The sequence below is a fragment of the Pseudomonas sp. B33.4 genome, assembly GCF_034555375.1.
Lineage (GTDB): Bacteria > Pseudomonadota > Gammaproteobacteria > Pseudomonadales > Pseudomonadaceae > Aquipseudomonas.
Map to the genome: position 1 here is coordinate 4,364,393 of NZ_CP140706.1, position 19,235 is coordinate 4,383,627.

General features: G+C 59.0%; 14 protein-coding genes and 1 pseudogene. 10 read left to right on the top strand and 5 right to left on the bottom strand.

From position 1 onward, the window contains the following. Positions 1-169 precede the first annotated feature (169 nt). Entirely contained in the window at positions 170-1,486 is a 1,317-nt protein-coding gene (locus U6037_RS19150; protein ID WP_322844155.1) for a Na+/H+ antiporter family protein, read from the bottom strand. A gap of 1,442 nt (positions 1,487-2,928) precedes the next feature. Here U6037_RS19150 and U6037_RS29495 point away from each other — a divergent pair. Both U6037_RS29495 and U6037_RS29500 read left to right on the top strand, forming a co-directional pair. Then, positions 2,929-2,985: pseudogene (locus U6037_RS29495) on the top strand (hypothetical protein); the annotation flags it as partial. A 201-nt stretch (positions 2,986-3,186) separates the two neighbouring features. Further along, the gene (locus U6037_RS29500) at positions 3,187-3,891 is read left to right on the top strand and encodes a methyl-accepting chemotaxis protein (protein ID WP_416221726.1); all 705 of its coding nucleotides are present in this window, start codon (positions 3,187-3,189) and stop codon (positions 3,889-3,891) included. A 251-nt stretch (positions 3,892-4,142) separates the two neighbouring features. Here the strand turns inward: U6037_RS29500 and U6037_RS19160 are convergent, their stop codons facing one another. Genes U6037_RS19160 through U6037_RS19175 form a run of 4 tightly spaced genes read right to left on the bottom strand, consistent with a single transcriptional unit; the run spans position 4,143 to position 6,744 of the window. Continuing rightward, entirely contained in the window at positions 4,143-5,456 is a 1,314-nt protein-coding gene (locus tag U6037_RS19160) for a sensor histidine kinase (RefSeq protein ID WP_322844157.1), read from the bottom strand. Continuing rightward, a complete protein-coding gene (locus U6037_RS19165; protein ID WP_322844158.1) occupies positions 5,453-6,121 on the bottom strand; it encodes a response regulator transcription factor in 669 nt (222 codons plus the stop codon). Before U6037_RS19165 ends, U6037_RS19160 begins: the two co-directional genes overlap by 4 nt. Positions 6,122-6,124: 3 nt before the next feature. Next, a complete protein-coding gene (locus U6037_RS19170) occupies positions 6,125-6,436 on the bottom strand; it encodes a PepSY domain-containing protein (RefSeq protein ID WP_064118601.1) in 312 nt (103 codons plus the stop codon). Next, complete coding sequence (locus U6037_RS19175; RefSeq protein ID WP_122608638.1) at positions 6,436-6,744, bottom strand: PepSY domain-containing protein; 309 nt, start codon at positions 6,742-6,744, stop codon at positions 6,436-6,438. The genes U6037_RS19170 and U6037_RS19175 overlap by 1 nt, the downstream gene beginning before the upstream one ends. 243 nt (positions 6,745-6,987) lie before the next feature. Between U6037_RS19175 and U6037_RS19180 the strand changes: the two genes are divergently transcribed. The 8 genes from U6037_RS19180 to U6037_RS19215 all read left to right on the top strand — a co-directional run bounded on the left by U6037_RS19180 (position 6,988) and on the right by U6037_RS19215 (position 19,234). Further along, positions 6,988-8,067: a patatin-like phospholipase family protein gene (locus tag U6037_RS19180; protein WP_322844159.1), complete on the top strand. Its 1,080-nt coding sequence runs from the start codon at positions 6,988-6,990 to the stop codon at positions 8,065-8,067. Positions 8,068-8,152: 85 nt separating this feature from the next. Further along, positions 8,153-8,509 carry a 6-carboxytetrahydropterin synthase QueD gene (gene queD / locus U6037_RS19185; RefSeq protein WP_007915588.1) on the top strand — a complete coding sequence of 119 codons (357 nt, stop codon included), beginning with the start codon at positions 8,153-8,155 and terminating at the stop codon, positions 8,507-8,509. Between the two features lie 186 nt (positions 8,510-8,695). Continuing rightward, the gene (locus tag U6037_RS19190; RefSeq protein ID WP_322844160.1) at positions 8,696-9,508 is read left to right on the top strand and encodes an alpha/beta hydrolase; all 813 of its coding nucleotides are present in this window, start codon (positions 8,696-8,698) and stop codon (positions 9,506-9,508) included. A gap of 240 nt (positions 9,509-9,748) precedes the next feature. After that, complete coding sequence (codB, locus tag U6037_RS19195; protein ID WP_322844161.1) at positions 9,749-11,020, top strand: cytosine permease; 1,272 nt, start codon at positions 9,749-9,751, stop codon at positions 11,018-11,020. Positions 11,021-11,035: 15 nt separating this feature from the next. Next, entirely contained in the window at positions 11,036-12,283 is a 1,248-nt protein-coding gene (codA, locus tag U6037_RS19200; RefSeq protein ID WP_322844162.1) for a cytosine deaminase, read from the top strand. 230 nt (positions 12,284-12,513) lie between these two features. Next, positions 12,514-14,931 carry a type VI secretion system tip protein TssI/VgrG gene (gene tssI / locus U6037_RS19205; protein ID WP_322844163.1) on the top strand — a complete coding sequence of 806 codons (2,418 nt, stop codon included), beginning with the start codon at positions 12,514-12,516 and terminating at the stop codon, positions 14,929-14,931. Between the two features lie 2 nt (positions 14,932-14,933). Beyond that, complete coding sequence (locus U6037_RS19210; protein WP_322844164.1) at positions 14,934-18,128, top strand: phospholipase D-like domain-containing protein; 3,195 nt, start codon at positions 14,934-14,936, stop codon at positions 18,126-18,128. Continuing rightward, a complete protein-coding gene (locus U6037_RS19215) occupies positions 18,125-19,234 on the top strand; it encodes a hypothetical protein (RefSeq protein ID WP_322844165.1) in 1,110 nt (369 codons plus the stop codon). The genes U6037_RS19210 and U6037_RS19215 overlap by 4 nt, the downstream gene beginning before the upstream one ends. The last annotated feature ends 1 nt before the right edge of the window (position 19,235 follow it).

Consider the following 19,235-nt stretch of genomic DNA (forward strand, 5'->3'; position numbering starts at 1 on the left):
GGCGTGGTTAAAGGCTTTAACGGCACGCGCAAGCAAAAGTTGAGTCCGTGGTCACCCCACCCCCTGTAGGAGTGAGCCTGCTCGCGATAGCGGTGTATCAGTTGGCAGATGTACTGACAGATAAACCGCTATCGCGAGCAGGCTCACTCCTACAGTGGATACGTGGGATTCAGAGAACCATCGCGGCCACCCAGCCGAACGCCAGTAACGGCAGGTTGTAGTGCAGGAAGGTCGGCACCACGGTGTCCCAGATGTGGTGATGCTGGCCGTCGATGTTCAGGCCAGAGGTCGGCCCGAGGGTCGAATCCGAAGCCGGCGAACCGGCGTCGCCCAACGCGCCGGCGGTGCCAACGATGCACACGATCGCGATCGGGCTGAAGCCCAATTGCACGCACAGCGGCACAAAAATCGCCGCCAGAATCGGCACCGTGGAAAACGACGAACCGATACCCATGGTCACCAGCAACCCGACCAGCAACATCAACAGCGCGCCGACACCCTTGCTGTGATTGATCCACGACGCTGACGATTCGACCAGTGTCTGCACTTCGCCGGTGGCCTTCATCACTTCGGCAAAACCGGAGGCCGCGATCATGATGAAGCCGATCATCGCCATCATCTTCATGCCTTCGGTGAACAGATCATCGGTCTCGCGCCATTTCACAATGCCGGACACCGAGAAGATCAGAAAACCGACCAGCGCCCCGATAATCATCGAGTCCAGCAGCAGTTGCACAATGAACGCGGCGGCAATCGCCACACCGGCAATCATCAGGCTCAGCGGGTTGTACTGCACCGCCACTTGCTCGACCTGCTCGATCTTCGCCAGGTCGTACACGCGCCGCTTGCGATACGTGATGAACGCCATCGCCAGGCCGAAGACCATACCCAGCGCCGGAATGCCCATGGCGTGGGTGACGTTGATACCACTGATGTCGACGCCGCTGCGCGCAACATTGGCCAACAGAATTTCATTGAGGAAAATGTTGCCGAAGCCTACCGGCAGGAACATGTACGGCGTGATCAGACCGAACGTCATGACGCAGGCGATCAAGCGACGGTCGAGTTGCAGCTTGGTCAGTACATAGAGAAGCGGCGGCACCAGCAGCGGAATGAACGCGATGTGGATCGGCAGGATGTTCTGCGAAGCGATTGCCACCACCCACAACAGGCCGATCAACAGCCATTTGACGCTGCCACCGCCGGTCGCATGTTGCCGGTCGACCATGGCCAGAGCCTTGTCGGCCAGCGCATGGGCCAGGCCAGACTTGGCAATCGCCACGGCGAAAGCGCCGAGCAACGCGTAGGACAACGCCACCGTGGCGCCGCCGCCCAGGCCGCTGTTGAACGCCTTGAGCGTGGCGTCGATGCCCAGACCTCCGGTCAGACCGCCGACCAGCGCGCCCACGATCAAGGCGATCACCACGTGCACGCGGGACAGGCTGAGCACCAGCATGACGCCGACTGCCGCTATGACTGCATTCATTTCACTACCTCGAAAAACACTGCGGTGGAAAACCGACCGCCAGACAGAATGAGTCCGCCAAAGCTTAACCGGCGGATTTGCAAAGAGGGTCTTATTAGAAGGGCGCGCACTGTGAATGAAGCAGCGGCAAGCTGCAAGTCACAAGCCGCAAGCTTTTGCGTTTTTTCACTTGCAGCTTGCGGCTGGAAGCTCAAGAAAGCTGCTCTTGGGCCGTTACAGTGCAAAGTCTCAGATATTTATCGAATAAGGACGTCTCCATGTCGCACAGACAACTTTCCATCCAATGGAAAATCACCCTGCTCGCCGGCCTGTGCCTGGCCGGTATCGTGACCCTGTTGGTGGGTCTTTCGCTGTATCGCATGGAGCACAGTTCCGAACTGGTGAAAGCTTCGAGCATGGAAATGCTCACAGAGTCGGCGCAGGCGCGCATCGAGTCGCAAGGTGAAGTGCAGGCCGCCGGCATTCGCCAGCAATTCATGGACGCCTATCAGTATGGCCATGGCTTTTCGCGGCAGGTGTTGTTCCTGCGCGAACAGGCTGAGAAGCGTTTCCTTGATGCCTTCGACCTGCGCGAAGACATGACCCGTCAGGTCAAATCGGCGCTGCAAGCCAATCCGGATCTGCTCGGCCTGTCGCTGGTGTTCGAAGCCAATGCGCTGGACGGTAAGGATGAACTGTTCGCCGGTCAGGCTGAACTCGGCAGCAACGACAAGGGCCGTTTCGCACTGTACTGGTCGCAACCGACCCCGGGCAAAGTCACCTCGATGGCCCTGCCGGAAAGCGACATGGCCGACACCAGCACCGGCCCTAGCGGTCAGGCGGCCAATGCCTGGTTCACCTGCCCGCGCACCACGCTCAAACCGTGCGTGATCGAACCGTACTTCTATGTGATCGACGGGCAGAAGGTGCTGATGACCAGCATCGTCTTCCCGCTGATGGTCAACGGTAAAGTCATCGCCTCGCTGTCGGTCGACATCAACCTCAACAGCCTGCAAGCGATCAGCCAGGGCGCGAGCAAAAAGCTCTATGACGGCCAGACCGCCGTGAGCATTATCAGCCCCGCCGGCCTGCTCGCCGGTTACAGCCCGGATGCCGGCAAACTCAGCCAGCGCCTGGATGCGGTGGATAAAACCAGCGGCGCCGAACTGCTGAGCAAACTCGCCTCCAGCACCAGCGTCAGCAGCCTGCACAGCAACGGCCAGTTGAAAGTGCTGTCGCCGTTCCAGCCAATTCCAGGCGGCCCGTCGTGGGGCGTGTTGCTCGACGTACCGGAAAAAGTCCTGGTCAGCCGCGCCGAAGCGCTCAAGCAACAACTGGACGCGAGCAACAACTCAGGCACCTTGATCGAACTGAGCCTCGGCGTGCTGGCCGCGCTGATCGGCCTGCTGCTGGTGTGGCTGATGGCGCGCAGCGTGACCAAACCGATTCTCGGTGTGGCGCACATGCTTGAAGACATCGCCAGCGGTGAAGGCGATCTGACCCGCCGTCTGGCCTATGACAAGAAGGACGAACTGGGTCAACTGGCGGGTTGGTTCAACCGTTTCCTCGATAAGTTGCAGCCGATCATCGCCGAGGTGAAACGCTCGGTGCAGGATGCGCGCAACACTGCCGACCAGTCCTCGGCCATCGCCACCCAGACCAGCGCCGGCATGGAACAGCAATACCGTCAGGTCGATCAGGTCGCCACTGCGTCCCACGAAATGAGCGCCACCGCGCAAGACGTCGCCCGCAGCGCTGCACAAGCTGCCGAAGCCGCCAAGGATGCTGATCGCGCCACCCGCCAGGGCCTGACCGTAATCGACCGCACCACCGCGAGCATCGACACCCTCGCCGCTGACATGAGCGCAGCGATGGTGCAAGTTGAAGGTCTGGCCGCCAACAGCGAGAAAATCGGCGCGGTGCTGGAAACTATCCGCGCCATCGCCGAACAGACCAACCTGCTGGCGCTCAACGCCGCGATTGAAGCGGCGCGTGCCGGTGAGGCTGGCCGTGGTTTTGCTGTGGTCGCCGACGAAGTGCGCAACCTCGCCCGCCGCACACAGGAGTCGGTGGAAGAAACCCGTCAGGTCATTGAGCAGTTGCAGAGCGGTACGCAGGATGTGGTCGGTTCGATGGGCAACAGCCATCGTCAGGCTCAGGGCAGTGTCGAGCAGGTGGGCCAGGCGGTGACCGCGCTGCGCCAGATCGGCGAGGCGGTGACGGTGATCAGCGACATGAACCTGCAGATTGCCAGCGCCGCTGAGGAGCAGAGTGCGGTGGCAGAGGAGATCAACAAAAACGTGGCGACGATTCGCGATGTCACCGAGTCGCTGTCCGGACAGGCGAATGAGTCGGCGCGGGTGAGTCAGTCGCTCAATAGCCTGGCGAATCAGCAGCAGAGTTTGATGGATCAGTTTCGGGTTTGATTCGAGATTGGGGGGTGTCAGGTAGATCCATGCCCCCTCACCCCAGCCCTCTCCCCCAAGGGGGCGAGGGGGAAAGGGAGCCGATCTCCGTGCCATTCAAAAGCTGAGTTCGGCTCGATATTTCAGGCCACGGAAAGGCTTTCAAAGCCTGAGCTCGACTCGATGTTTCAGGTCGGTGTACCTCGAACAAACACCGCGGTCAGTCCCCTCTCCCTCCGGGAGAGGGTTAGGGTGAGGGGCTTCTCAAAGACTCACCGCCGAGGCAACTCGATCACCACCTTCAACCCGCCCCACTCACTCTCGCCCAACACCAGCAACCCACCCCACGTGTCGACAATGTCGCGCACAATCCCCAATCCCAAGCCATGCCCGTGGGTCTGCTCGTCCAGCCGCGTACCGCGACTGAACACCTCAGCACGTTGCTCTTCAGGAATCCCCGGGCCGTCATCTTCCACGCTCAGCGCATAGCCATCCGTACGTTCGATCACCCTCAAACGCACCTCGGCATCCGCCCACTTGCAAGCGTTGTCGAGCAGATTGCCGAGCAGCTCGAGCAAATCCTCCCGATCCCATGGCAGTTGCAACCCTGCCGGCGCGACATAACTCAGCGCCAGATGCTCGCCATGAATCATGTTCAACGTCGCCAGCAACCCCGGCAGTTCCGCATCACAATCGAACAACGCGCCGGGCAGCGCATCACCGGACAACCGTGCCCGATTGAGCTCGCGATTGAGCCGCTGCTGCACCTGCTCCAGCTGTTCCTTGAGGACCTTGCGCAACTCGGGATGGGCATCGAGCTTTTCGCTGGAGGCCAGGCTCAACAACACCGCCAACGGCGTTTTCAATGCATGCCCGAGATTGCCCAAGGCATTGCGTGAGCGCTTGAGGCTGTCCTCGGTATGCGCGAGCAAATGGTTGATCTGTGCCACCAATGGCTCCAACTCCACCGGCACCTGATCATCGAGTTGCGAGCGCTGGCCCTGCTGCAATTGCGCGATCTGCTCGCGGGCCTTTTCCAGCGGTTTCAACGCGCGGCGCACGGTCAAGCGCTGCAAGAACAAAATCAAAAGCAACGCCGCCAGACCGAGGCCCAGGCCGATCTGACGCATGCGCTGAAAGCTCTCGCGCACGGGCGTGTAGTCCTGCGCGACGCTGATCGAAATCGATTGGCCCAGGCGTCGATAGTCCGAACGCAGCACCAGCAATTGCTGACCGTCCGGGCCCAGTTGCAGATTGCTGTGCAGACCAGGATGGTCGAGCAACGGCAGGTCCTGATCCCACAACGAGCGCGAACGCCAATGGCTGTCGGCGAAATCGATACGGAAATAATGCCCGGAAAACGGCCGCTGATAGGCCGGCGACAAATGCCGCTCATCCAGTTGCAGGCCTTGCGGGCCGCGCACCAAGGCCACCAGCAGACTTTCGCTGTCGTTGCGCAGACCGGCTTCCAGGTAGCGTTGCAACCCCACTTCGAACAACCACAGACTGGTTTGCGCCAGCACCACGCCGACGATCACCATCACGCTGATCAAACCCAGGCTCAAGCGGCGCTGGATCGACCTCACGAAGCTTTTCCGCCGAACAGGTAACCCTGGCCGCGACGGGTTTCGATCACGCTTTTGCCGAGCTTGCGGCGCAGGTGATTGACATGCACTTCGAGGACGTTGGAATCGCGCTCGGTCTCACCGTCGTAGAGGTGTTCGGCGAGGTGGCTTTTGGAAAGGATCTGCTCCGGGTGCAGCATGAAATAGCGCAACAGACGGAATTCGGCGGCAGTCAGTTGAATGTCGGCACCGTCGCGCACCACGCACTGGCGGCCCTCGTCCAGATGCAGTCCGGCAGCCTGCAACGTCGGCTGATTGGCCTGGCCTTTGGAACGCCGCAACAATGATTGAATGCGCAGTTGCAGCTCTTCGGGGTGGAAAGGTTTGGTCAGATAATCATCGGCGCCGGCTTTCAGGCCTTCGATGCGCTCGGCCCAGGAATCGCGCGCCGTGAGGATCAGCACCGGGATCGCCAGGCCGCCAGCACGCCATTGCGCGAGCACCTCAAGCCCTGGCACACCCGGCAGGCCGAGGTCGAGAATGATCAGGTCATAGGGCTCGCTGCTGCCCTGATACAGCGCATCGCGGCCGTCCGCCAGCCAATCCACCGCGTAGCCTTGGCGTTGCAGGGCGGCGAGCAGTTCGTCGGCCAGCGGTACGTGGTCTTCCACCAATAGCAAACGCATCGATCAATCTTCCTTGTCTTTCACAAGTTCGCCGGTATCGGCCTTCAAGTGCAACTCACGGGCGACACCTTCGACGGTGAGCAACTCGACTTCATAAATGTAGACGTCGTGTTTTTCTTCCAGCTCGACTTCCAGCAACTTTGCGCCGGGATAACGATCCATCGCCTGCTGCAGCACTTGCTCCAGCGGCAAGATCACGCCCTGCTTGCGCAGATTCAGGGCTTCGTCCGGACCGAGGTCGCGGGCCATGGCCGTCGAGCAACACATCACCAGCGCCAACGCCGTGCGGCGGGTGGCGCGAACATTAACCTTCATTACGTATCCTGATGATCCTTGAGAACCTGCCCAGTCACCGCGTCTAATTCCAGATCCCACTCCAGCCCCTGCGGATCACGCATTTCGATCTGGTAGATGTACTTGCCGTACTGCTCTTCCAGCTCGGTGTCGGTGATCGTCGAACCCGGATGTTTGGCCAACGCAGTGGCGTTGAGCTTCTCGAAGGAGACGATAGTACCAGCGTCACGCAGACGCAGGGCTTCGTCAGGGCCGAGATCGCGGGCGTGGGCGAGGCTGGCAGTGAAACCGATGATCGAGGCAATGGACAGGGCAGTCAGGGTTTTCATGGTGTCTCCGTATTTTTATGTGTTGCTTCACGGTGGGCACCTTAGCGGGATGAACTTAACTGAAACTGAATTGCCATCATTGCTCCAGCTCAACACATGCCCCCGTGTAGGAGCTGCCGCAGGCTGCGATCTTTTGATCTTGTCTTTTAAAAACAAAATCAAAAGATCGCAGCCTGCGGCAGCTCCTACAGGATTTTGTAACATGTGCTTATAATTGTTCGCTTGCTAACGATCGAGACCGGTATGACCGCCATCCACATCAAATTCCCCGCCCTCACCCTCAAGGCCGGCCCACGCGCCATGGCGAGGATTCGTGCGCAAGGCCTGAACGCTGCCGACGTCGGCACCCTGCCCGGCGCCGCCGGTGGGCCAAAGGCGTTGGGCATTCAGGGGCTGGACCTGGCGCTGTTCGGTGAATGGCTACCGAGCGCACCGCGCGAACGCTCGCTGATCGGCGCCTCGGTCGGTTCCTGGCGGTTTGCAAGTGCCTGTCTGCCGGACGCCGCCGAAGGCATCCGCCGTCTCGGCCATCTGTACGCCGAGCAGCACTTCAACAAAGGCGTGACCATGGCCGAGATCAGTCAGAGCTCGCAGCGCATGCTCAACGACCTGCTCGATGGCCGCGACGCGAGCATCCTCGACAACGCGCATTACCGCTTGAACATCATGGTGGTGAAAAGCCAAGGACGTCTGGCTGATGACCATCGCGGCCGTCTCGGTCTGGCACTGGGCTCGGTGATCGCCGACAACCTGCGCGGCCGCGCACGGCTGTCACGGCACTTCGAACGGCTGATCATCCACGACCCGCGCCTCGCCCCACCGGTGAATGCGCTGAACGATTTCCCGTCGCGCTTCGTCGCGCTAAATGCCGGTAACTTACGTCAGGCGCTGCTGGCCTCGGGCTCGATCCCGATGGTCATGCAAGGCGTGCGCGATCTGCCGGGTGCCGGCGCTGGCACCTTCCGCGACGGCGGTCTGCTCGACTATCACCTCGACCTGCCCTACAGCGGCGACGGCATCGTGCTCTATCCGCACTTTACCGACCGGGTGATTCCCGGCTGGTTCGACAAGACCCTGCCGTGGCGCAAGGCCTCGGTGGAGCGCCTGCAGGACGTGCTGTTGCTCGCGCCGTCCAAGGAATATCTGGCGCGCCTGCCCTACGGCAAACTGCCCGACCGCAATGACTTCAAACGCTTCATGGGCGATGCGCCGGGCCGGCAGAAATACTGGCACGCGGCGATGGACGAGAGCCGTCGCCTCGGTGATGAGTTTCTCGAACTGACTGCCAATGGTCGCCTCGCCGAGCGCTTGCTGACCCTTTAGTCAGCACGGCCAAACACAAGCTGGTAAACTCGCCGCCTGCCCGAATCGCCGCGGCGAACGCCATCTGAACAGAGCCGAAAATACTGTGGAAATCTTCAAGGAATTTACTTTCGAATCCGCCCACCGCCTGCCGCACGTCCCGGACGGCCACAAGTGCGGACGTCTGCACGGTCACTCGTTCAAAGTGGCGCTTCACCTCAGCGGCGACCTCGATCCGCACACTGGCTGGATCCGTGATTTTTCCGAGATCAAAGCGATCTTCAAGCCGTTGTACGAGCGTCTCGATCACAACTACCTGAACGACATTCCCGGCCTGGAAAACCCGACCAGCGAAGTGCTGGCCAAATTCATCTGGAATGAAATGAAGCCATTGCTGCCGGAATTGAGCGCGATCCGCATTCACGAGACGTGCACCAGCGGTTGCATCTATCGCGGCGAATAACCCAACACAAATCCCCGTGTAGGAGCTGCCGAAGGCTGCGATCTTTTGATCTTGTTTATTTACATTCAAGATCAAAAGATCGCAGCCTTCGGCAGCTCCTACAGGGGATAGTTGTAGAGAACAGCCTTCACGGCTGTTTTTTTACGCCTATGCTTTTTGGCTCCCACCCGCCAAGAGGACAGCCCCATGACAGACTGGCTGCTGGATCAGGTCTTTGACTTCAATGGCCGACAGGTGCGTTACGCCATACACGGCGACGGCCCGCCGCTGGTGTTCGTGCATGGCACGCCGTTTTCGTCGTACGTGTGGCACCGGATTGCGCCGCATTTTTTTGCCACACACCGCGTGCATTACTTCGACCTGCTCGGCTACGGACGCTCCGAGCAACCCGACGCGGATGTCTCACTCGGCGTGCAAAACCAACTGTTGGCGCAACTGCTCGATCACTGGAATCTGCAACACCCGGACGTGGTGGGCCACGACTTCGGCGGCGCCACCGTGCTGCGCGCACATCTGCTCAACGGCAAGGATTACCGCAGCCTGACCCTGATCGATCCGGTGGCGCTGACGCCGTGGGGTTCGCCATTTGTGCAGCATGTGCGTCAGCATGAAGCGGCCTTCAGCGGCCTGCCCGACTACATCCAGCGCGCCATCGTGCCGACCTATATTCGCGGGGCGATTCACCGTGATATTGCCGATGACGAAATGGCGCCCTACGTGCAGCCATGGCTCGGCGATCCGGGGCAAGCGGCTTTCTATCGGCAGATTGCGCAGATGGACGAGCGCTATACCCGTGAGGCCGAAAGTTTGTACCCGACGATCCGCTGTCCGGTACAGATTCTCTGGGGCGAAGAGGATCAGTGGATTCCCATCGAACGTGGCCGAGCGTTACATCAAATGATCCCGGGATCACAATTCCACCCGATTGCCAACGCCGGCCACCTCGTCCAGGAAGACGCCCCCGAAGCCATCGTCGCTGCCCTGCTGCGCTTCCTCTGACCCAACACCTATCCACCTGTAGGAGCTGCCGAAGGCTGCGACCTTTTGACTTTGCTTTAAAAAAACAAGATCAAAAGATCGCAGCCTTCGGCAGCTCCTACATTGGGCTTCGGTGCGTTCAGGTGCACTGTTTTCGCGCCAAATATCACCGCCTCGTCTATACCTACGCGCAATGCCGTAGCTTGGCACGACCACTGCAACCCTCCCCCGCGTCTCCTCTCTTCCAGCAAGGACCGCCCCATGACGCAGAACGCTCCCGGCAACGATTACCCCCTCAGCGAAGTCCCGATGCATGCGCGTAAAGGCCTCGCCTCGACGGCGATGGTGTTACTGGGCTTCACGTTTTTCACTGCAACCATGTTTGCCGGCGGCAAGCTCGGTGTGGCGTTCAGTTTCGGCGAGATGATGGCGGTGATCATCGTCGGCAATCTGCTGCTTGGGTTGTATGCCGCAGGTTTGGGTTACATCGCCTTCAAAAGCGGTCTTAACTCGGTGCTGATGGGGCGTTTCTGCTTCGGCGAAGTCGGTAGCAAGCTCAGCGACCTGATCCTCGGCTTCACCCAGATCGGCTGGTACGCCTGGGGCACGGCGACGGCAGCCGTAGTCATCGGCAAATACTTCGATCTCGATGAAGGCACGGTACTCGGCCTGATGGTGTTGTTCGGCCTGATGTTCTGCGCCACGGCGTACGTCGGTTATCGTGGGCTGGAGATTCTGTCGTACATCGCCGTGCCGGCAATGATGTTGCTGCTGATGCTGTCGATGTGGGTGGCGACGGTAAAAGTCGGTGGTTTCGAGGGTTTGCTCAGTGTGGTGCCGAGCGGTTCGCTGGACTGGTCAACGGCGATCACACTAGTGTTCGGCACCTTCGTCAGCGGCGCAACGCAAGCGACCAACTGGACGCGTTTTTCACGTTCGGCGCGGGTCGCGGTGCTGGCCAGCCTGATCGGTTTCTTCATCGGCAATGGCCTGATGGTGCTGATCGGCGCGTACGGCGCGATCGTCTACCAACAACCGGACGTGGTTGAAGTGCTGCTTTTGCAGGGTTTCGCCATGGCCGCGATGGCCATGCTGTTGCTGAACATCTGGAGCACGCAGGACAACACCATCTACAACTTCGCCGTCGCCGGGTGCAACCTGCTGCGCACTGGCCGGCGCAAGACCGTGACCCTCGCTGGCGCGGTGATCGGCACCTTGCTCGCTCTGCTGGGCATGTACGACATGCTCGTGCCGTATCTGATTCTGCTCGGCACGGTGATTCCGCCGATTGGCGGAGTGATCATGGCGGACTTTTTCTTCCGTTGGCGTGGGCGTTATCCGCGCCTGGCCGACGCACGGTTGCCGGCGTTCAACTGGCCGGGCCTTGGGGCCTACGCCGTCGGCACGGTCGCCGCTTTCAGCTCGCCATGGGTCGCGCCGCTGGTAGGCATCGCTGCTGCCGCGCTAACGTATGTCATCGTCACCGGCGTGCTCGGCGCTCGCAGCGCGACCGCGCCACTACAAGACCTATAAAAAAGGATTCGCCTGATGCACATCATCAACGCCCGTTTGCGCAACCAGGAAGGGTTGCACGAATTGCACCTTGAAGACGGTCTGATCCACAGCATCGCCCGCCAGACCGAAGCGCCGACCCTCGGCCCGGATGACCTCGACGCCGGCGGCAATCTGGTGGTGCCGCCCTTCGTCGAACCACACATTCACCTCGACGCCACCCTCACCGCCGGCGAGCCGCGCTGGAACATGAGCGGCACGCTGTTCGAAGGCATCGAGTGCTGGGGCGAGCGCAAGGTCACCATCACCGAAGAAGACACCAAGACCCGCGCGAAGAAAACCATTCAGACCCTGGCCGCCCACGGCATCCAGCACGTGCGCACCCACGTCGACGTCACCGACCCGCAACTCACCGCGCTCAAAGCCATGCTCGAAGTGCGCGAAGAAAGCCGTCACCTGATCGACCTGCAAATCGTCGCGTTCCCGCAGGAGGGCATCGAGTCGTTCCGCAACGGGCGCGAGCTGATGGAAGAAGCGATCCGCATGGGTGCGGACGTGGTCGGCGGCATTCCGCATTTCGAGTACACCCGCGATCAGGGCGTCAGTTCGGTGAAGTTCCTGATGGACCTGGCCGAGCGCACCGGCTGCCTGGTCGATGTGCATTGCGACGAAACCGACGACCCGCATTCACGCTTCCTCGAAGTGCTCGCCGAAGAAGCACGCAGCCGCGACATGGGCGCACTGGTCACCGCCAGCCACACCACGGCGATGGGTTCTTACGACAACGCTTACTGCGCGAAACTGTTCCGTTTGCTCGGGCATTCCGGGATCAGTTTTGTCTCCTGCCCGACCGAAAGCATCCACCTGCAAGGACGCTTCGACAACTTCCCCAAACGCCGGGGTGTAACCCGCGTGAATGAGCTGCTCGAAGCCGGGATGAACGTGTGTTTCGGCCAGGATTCCATCGTCGACCCGTGGTATCCGCTGGGCAACGGTAACATCCTGCGCGTGCTCGAAGCCGGGCTGCACATCTGCCATATGCTCGGTTATCGCAACCTGCAGAGTGCGCTGGATCTGGTCACCGACAACAGTGCCAAAGCGATGCACTTGGGCGAGCGTTATGGTCTGGAACAGGGGCGTCCGGCGAATCTGCTGATTCTGTCGGCGGACAGCGATTACGAGGTGATCCGCAGTCAGGGCTTGCCGTTGTATTCGATTCGCGGTGGCAAGGTGTTGATGAAGCGGCAGATGCCGGTGGTGGAGTTTGCCCCGCAACTGATTTGAACGAACTTAAAAGACAAGCCCGAAAACCACGTCTTTCGGGCTTGACTGATGGCACTTCGCCAAGAAACATTCTGAATCACTTCCTTTTTACCCTTATAGACCGGGGACCTCCTCCCATGTGCGCAACTTTTTGCGCAACTTTTTCCCTTTAACATCCAGCTCCTGTCTGCGTTCTCCAGACCGATGCAAAACGCCCGTGGATGACCGGCGTAAATCTCAAGGAGCCCGAGATGTTCAACCCCGCTAACGAAACCCACTTCAGCCTCAAGGTCGAAGACTACGTCGGCGACCTGCAAGTGCTGTCGTTCACCGGCACCGAAGGCATCAGCCAGCCGTTTCGTTTCGACCTCGAACTGGTCAGCGAAAACCCTGATCTGGACCTGGAGCAGCTGCTGCACAAGCAGGCGTTTCTCGCATTCGATCCACAAGGCTCGGGCATCCACGGCCAGATCTACCGCGTCGCCCAAGGCGATGCCGGCAAGCGCCTGACCCGCTACAAAGTGTCGATGGTGCCGCAACTGCAATACCTGCATCACCGCACCAACCAGCGCATCTACCAACAGATGTCGGCGCCGAAAATCATCGCGCTGATCCTCGACGAACACGGGATCAAGGGCAACGCCTACAGCTTTCAGCTCAGCCAGCCGTGCCCGGATCGCGACTACTGCGTGCAATACGACGAAACCGACCTGCACTTCGTCCAGCGCCTGTGCGAAGAGGAAGGCATTCACTACCACTTCCAGCACAGCGAAAAAGGCCACCTGCTGGTGTTCGGCGACGACCAGACCGTGTTCCCCGACCTCGGCCAGCCGACTGCGTACGTGCAAGGCAGCGGCATGGTCGCCGAAGAACCGGTGATCAAAGGCTTCAAACTGCGCCTGGAAACCCGCACCAGCCGCACCACCCGCCGCGACTACGACTTCGAAAAACCGCGTCTGCAAATGGAAGCCGCCTACAAACCCGAAGGCGAGAGCACTGAGCCGGATCTCGAAGACTACGACTACCCCGGCCGTTTCATCGACCGCGCCCGTGGCAGATTCCTCAGCCAGCGCGCCCTAGAGCGCCACCGCGCCGACTACCGCCAGGCCGAAGGTCGCGGCGACCAGACCAAACTGGTCAGCGGCCACTTCATGGCCATGTCCGACAACCCGCGCAGCGAGTGGAACGACCTGTGGCTGCTCACCGAAATCGTCCACGAAGGCAAGCAGCCGCAAGTCCTCGAAGAAGGCGTGACCAGCGACACCACCGACAACAAAGACGACTTCCACCAAGGCTACCGCAACACCTTCCTCGCCACCCCGTGGGACGTGTTCTACCGCCCGGCCCTCGAACACCCGAAACCGCGCGTCCTCGGCAGTCAGACCGCCATGGTCACCGGCCCCAAAGGCGAAGAAATCCACTGCGACCCATACGGCCGCATCAAAGTCCAGTTTCACTGGGACCGCGAAGGCCTCGCCGACGACAAAACCAGCTGCTGGCTGCGCGTCTCCAGCTCCTGGGCCGGCGACCGCTACGGCGCCATCAGCATCCCGCGCATCGGCATGGAAGTCCTCGTCACCTTCCTCGAAGGCGACCCCGACCAACCCCTCGTCACCGGCTGCCTGTATCACAAGGAAAACCCGGTGCCGTATGCCCTGCCGGCGAACAAAACCCGCAGCGTGTTCAAAACGCTCAGCTCACCGGGGGGCGGCGGTTACAACGAACTGCGCATTGAAGACAAGAAAGGTGCCGAACAGATCTACATCCACGCCCAGCGCGATTGGGATGAAAACGTTGAGCATGACCAGAAGATTCGGGTCGGCAATGAGCGTCACGACACGGTGGTGAAGAACACTTACACCGAGCTCAAGGCTGAAGAACACCGCACCACGATTTCCGATCGCAAGATTGAAGTCAAAGCCAACGATCACCTGACCGTTGGCCAGAACCAGCACGTCAAACTCGGCACCGCCCAACTGACCAGCGCTGGCCAGGAAATCCATCTCAGGGCTGGCGATAAAATGGTGATTGAGGCCGGTACGGAGCTGACGATCAAGGCCGGCGGCAGCTTCATCAAACTCGATGGCGGCGGCATCACCGTGATCGGGCCAGTGGTGAAAATCAATGCCGGGGGTGCGGCGGGAAGTGGTTCGGGGATTGCGATACTGCTGCCAAAACTGCCGGTACCTCCGCCGTCAGCCAAGCCCGGCAATCTGCTCGGCAGAGCCCAACCCGGCGTGCTCGAACCACCGCCGGAACCAAAGGAGTATTTCTTCGACATCAAGTTGACCGATGTACCGGGTGACGAAGGTTTCCCGTTGGCGCACACAGCCTGGTCTATCGTTCAGGACGGCGAAGAAGCCCCGCTGCTCGAAGGTCAGACTGACGATGACGGACGGGTCAATATCGATGATGCGCAGCGCTTGAAATTGTCCAAAGCCTATGCGACCAAGGGAGCCTTGTGGCTGTGTTATCCGGGACAGCGGGTGCCGGTGGTGCTGCACGACGAACCATCGGATGCCGACAAGGAACGCTTTGCCCTCGCCGCCCTCGACTTCCACGACAGCGCCAAAAAAGGCCGGATCAGCACCGCGAACAGTGAACGCAGCAAACAGGATCTGCTCGCCGACGGCGATCTGTACAGCCAGTTGCAAACCAGGGACGAATGAGCATGACGGACTCCGCAACGCCTTATAACGGCATTCGCCACAAAGAAATCAGCCAGATCAACACGGCCGCCGGCAAAGCCCTGCCCGCCGTCAATGCGCCAGACTTTTTCATTCAGGACACGTCCGCCTTCGCCCCCAAACGCAGTGGCAACAAGGTGCGTTTTTTCACCACTGGCGAGGACTACTACAAGGATCTAGCCAAGGAAATTGCCAAGGCTGAAACCTCGATTTTCATTACCGGTTGGCAGGTAAACTATGACGTGACCCTGGACGGCAAGCAGACCTTGTGGGAGTGCTTGTACAACGCCCTCAAAGCGCACTCGTCACTGAAAGTGTTTGTCATGCCATGGCTGAGTCCGGCGGCAAGCGTCGGCACCCATGACTTCGAAACCATGCTCGCGGTTTTCCAGCTCAACGCCGGGCTGAAGGTGCCGCGCGCCTTCTGTACACCGGCCATCCAGCAAAGCGACATGAAGGGCTTGGGCTCGACGTTTTCCCACCACCAGAAGTGCGTAGTGATCGACAACAAGATCGGTTATGTCGGCGGTATCGACCTGGCGTATGGGCGTCGCGACGACAACAACTTCAGCCTGGATGCCAGCGACCGCAAGGGCAATGACGCGTACAACCCGGGGATTCCGCATCTGGGCTGGATGGACATGAACAAGCACGTCAGTCGAGCCGGCCTGCTGTTGGGCACACTGTTCGACCTGTCCAAGCCCACTGTCGACCTCTCTGTCGGCTCGCTCAAGATTCCTGTGGCAAACCGCGCGGAGGCCATCAATAGCGTGACTCGTCTGCAGAATTTTTTTTTCAGCCCCGGATTGCCGATCATCGAGCAAGGAGCAAAGGCCTTTAACACTGCCAAAGCTGTCGCAGGCAACTTCGACCCTCTGGCCGGCGCAAGAAAATACCTGAGCGATGCACTCATTCGACAAATCAGCGCGCTGATCAAACACAACTGGAAAAGACTGCCAATCGCAGAGCCCCTGCAAAGCCAGATGAAAGTTTGGATTGGGCAAGTCGAAAATACCAAAGGCCGCCTGCAAACTGCCCTGCGTCTGAAGAGCTATGAGCTGATCAACAATTGGATGAGTTCAACCGATCTCGGGCGTATGGTCGCCATGTTCTGCGACAAGGGCTTCGACGCCATGCCAGCCGACAAAATGGGTTGGCTAAACGACGTCAATCAGGTCGCAAGCTCGCTTATGGGCCATCTATATGTTCTGTTTCAGCACCGATTGGAGAGCCATGCCGAACCCTATCAGTACCTGAAACATACACCTCAGCCGCTCGCGTCTGCAGATTACAGTCGTCTGGGTGACGACCAGCCCCGCATGCCGTGGCAGGACGTTCACAGTCGCATCGAAGGCCCATCGGTCTATGATTTGTCACGAAATTTCATTGATCGCTGGAACGGGCAGCAAACCTATATTGCCGACATCAAAAGCCTTGAAAAGACGGATGTCGTCGTGGCGCTGATGGAATGGCTCAACACGTTGACCAAGCAGGCCGGCCTGGCCCATCACCTGGACAGCAACAATCGCCTGCAACTGAACCTGCCGATGCCCAAACCGGTGTGGATCAATCAGCCCGCCTTCCTGCCGACGCCGCCGCAAGCCCTTACAGGCAAGGTCAGTGTGCAGGTGTTGCGCAGTGCTTCGGCGACGATGACTGCACAGGAAGCCAAAGGTCGCAACCGAGCCAAAGTAAATTTACCTTTGCCCCCAGGCATCAATGCTGGTGGTGTTCAAGCCAACTGCCATAGCGCAATGTTGCAGACAATTTCCAGTGCGCAGCACTTCATCTACATCGAAAACCAGTTTTTCCAAACCGATTTCGGTGATGAAGGTGAACTACCGGCCGGTCAGGCATTGTCTGGCCCGATGGCCAGCTTGCGGGACCCGTCCACCTTGAATCGGAACTTCGTAGCCCGCATCAAACTAAAAGAAGCATTGAAAGATCAGGACTTCACCTTGATTGACTGGAAAGAAGTCGATGCCATCAGTCAGCAACCCGGATCCGAAGCCCGCAAGTTTATCGACGGTTTCCTCAAGATCTGGCAAACCAACGCCCAAGGCTGGCTCACCCGCAAACTTGGCAAGGAACAGAAATTAACCAATGGCATTGGCAAAGCACTGGCTGATCGAATTGGACGAGCAATCAGCGAAAACCGTCCGTTCCACGTTTACATGATCCTGCCTGTACATCCCGAAGGCGCACTCAATGTGCTCAACTTGATGCATCAGGTTCACTTGACTATGCAAAGCCTGGTGTTCGGTGAACAGAGTCTGGTCAAGCGCATTCAACGCCATATGGCACTGAAAACGATGATGGATCGTGGCGCCAGCCGCGAAGAAGCAGCCAAAATCATCGAACGCAGAGACACTTTCGGACAACCGGTGTATGCCCAACAAGACTGGACAAAATACCTGACCCTCCTCAACCTCCGCACCTGGCACACGTTCAAGAGCGGCAGAGTGGTCACCGAGCAGATCTACGTTCACAGCAAATTGTTGATTGCAGACGATCGCGTAGCGATTCTAGGCAGTGCCAACATCAACGATCGCAGTCTTTATGGTATGCGCGACTCGGAACTGGCGGTGATCGTACGTGATAGCGAGCCGACCCCGGTCATGCTCGACGGCAAAGCTACGCATCAGGTGGGTAAAAGCATCAATAAATTGCGCAGGGATCTGTGGAAGAAGCACTTCGCTCTGGGCCTCACGACAGGCTCGGTCAAACCGGCCAGCGATTTGGCTAAATACCTTGACCAACCCGCTGCCGAAAAAACCTGGAGAGAAATACAGTCGCAAGCCAGACAGAACACGGCGGCCTATAACCAATCCTTCGGGTTCATCCCTCGAAACAAGTCAGGAAAGCAAGCGGCTTCCATCTGGCCTACCTGGACCTACAGAGATCCGGACAATGCAAGACTCGGCGGACAGTTAGTCGCCCCCATGCCGTATGAAACCGGTTTTTGGAAAAGTGATACATGGACCAAAGAACCTGCCTATGTCCCGCCTGTGGGCATCAAGGGTTTCATCACCGAGTTACCGATAAAATGGACACTCCATGAAAACAACAACTCAGGTTTGAACATTACCATTCTCGCCAACGTCCCAGACAAAAATGATGATGATCGCGCTCTGGCCAGCATCGACGCGCCATCGCAAGAGGGAATCAAACACTCATGAAAGCGTATGCCTGTCTCTTGATCATCAGTCTGGTTGGTGTGTGTGAAACCAGCAGTGCTGAAGAGGAAAAAAAAGAATGCCTCGGGCGGACTGTATTCGCCACGCCCGAGAGCATGGAGTGGGCAACTTACTCCACCACCAAGCATTTGATCAGCGAGGGTGGCGGGCATACGTTCAGCACCAACATCAGCGCCGAGCATGAGTACCTGAGCTACAACGATGACCAACTGACGATCAGAGTCAGTGACATCACCACCCTTGAGGATTTTCAGACACAACGTAATGCCATCATTCACAAGGTTGAAGTGGCGAAAACTGAAGTACTGGAGGAAATCGAAACGAACAAAAAGCTACTGCAGAGCATCAGCACGATGGGCTATAGCCAAGATGTCATCGATCGACAGAAAAAAATAATCACGGATCAGGAAAAGTCCATTGCCGAAACGGCCCTCAAAGAATATGACCTTGGCATTGCCGACTCGCATGTCCTAGGCAGTCAGGCAGCGCCATCCGAGGTTCTTCTATGGCGCAAAAATAGAATCTATTACTTCAACTTCAAAACACCGGGTCAGGCACGCACGCAAACCATCAAGGATCTGATTGCTCATTTCGAACCTCGTGATCTCTATCAGGTACCCAATGGTCCGGGCGTATGCCTGCCATACGGCTTTATCCATGACGACGGCGAAACCGGCTTCAGCGTGAAAAACAGCCTGCGTTTCACCAGCACGCCCAATGTGATTTTGAGCCTGATCAACGCCTCGCAAGGCGACCCGACCAAAGCCACCACAGGCACTTACGACACCGACTACCGCCCCGGCTACGACGCCGAAAGCTGGAAAAAGTCGAAAATCATGGAGAAGTTTTACATCGGCGAACGCATGACCACCCTCGAAGGCTGGCGTCTGGACCCGCGCCCGGAAGCCTCGGAGCAGGATCGCGCCTGGTTCGCCATCGCCCATGTCGGCGGTCTGGCCAGCCCGCTGATCGCGGCGCAGATGTTCACCTTTCAGCAAGGCACCGATGGCCTGAAAGATCTGGTGCCGCCGCCCGAAGCGGTCATACCGCGTTTTTTGAAGTTGACCCAAAGCATCCGCGAACAGTGAG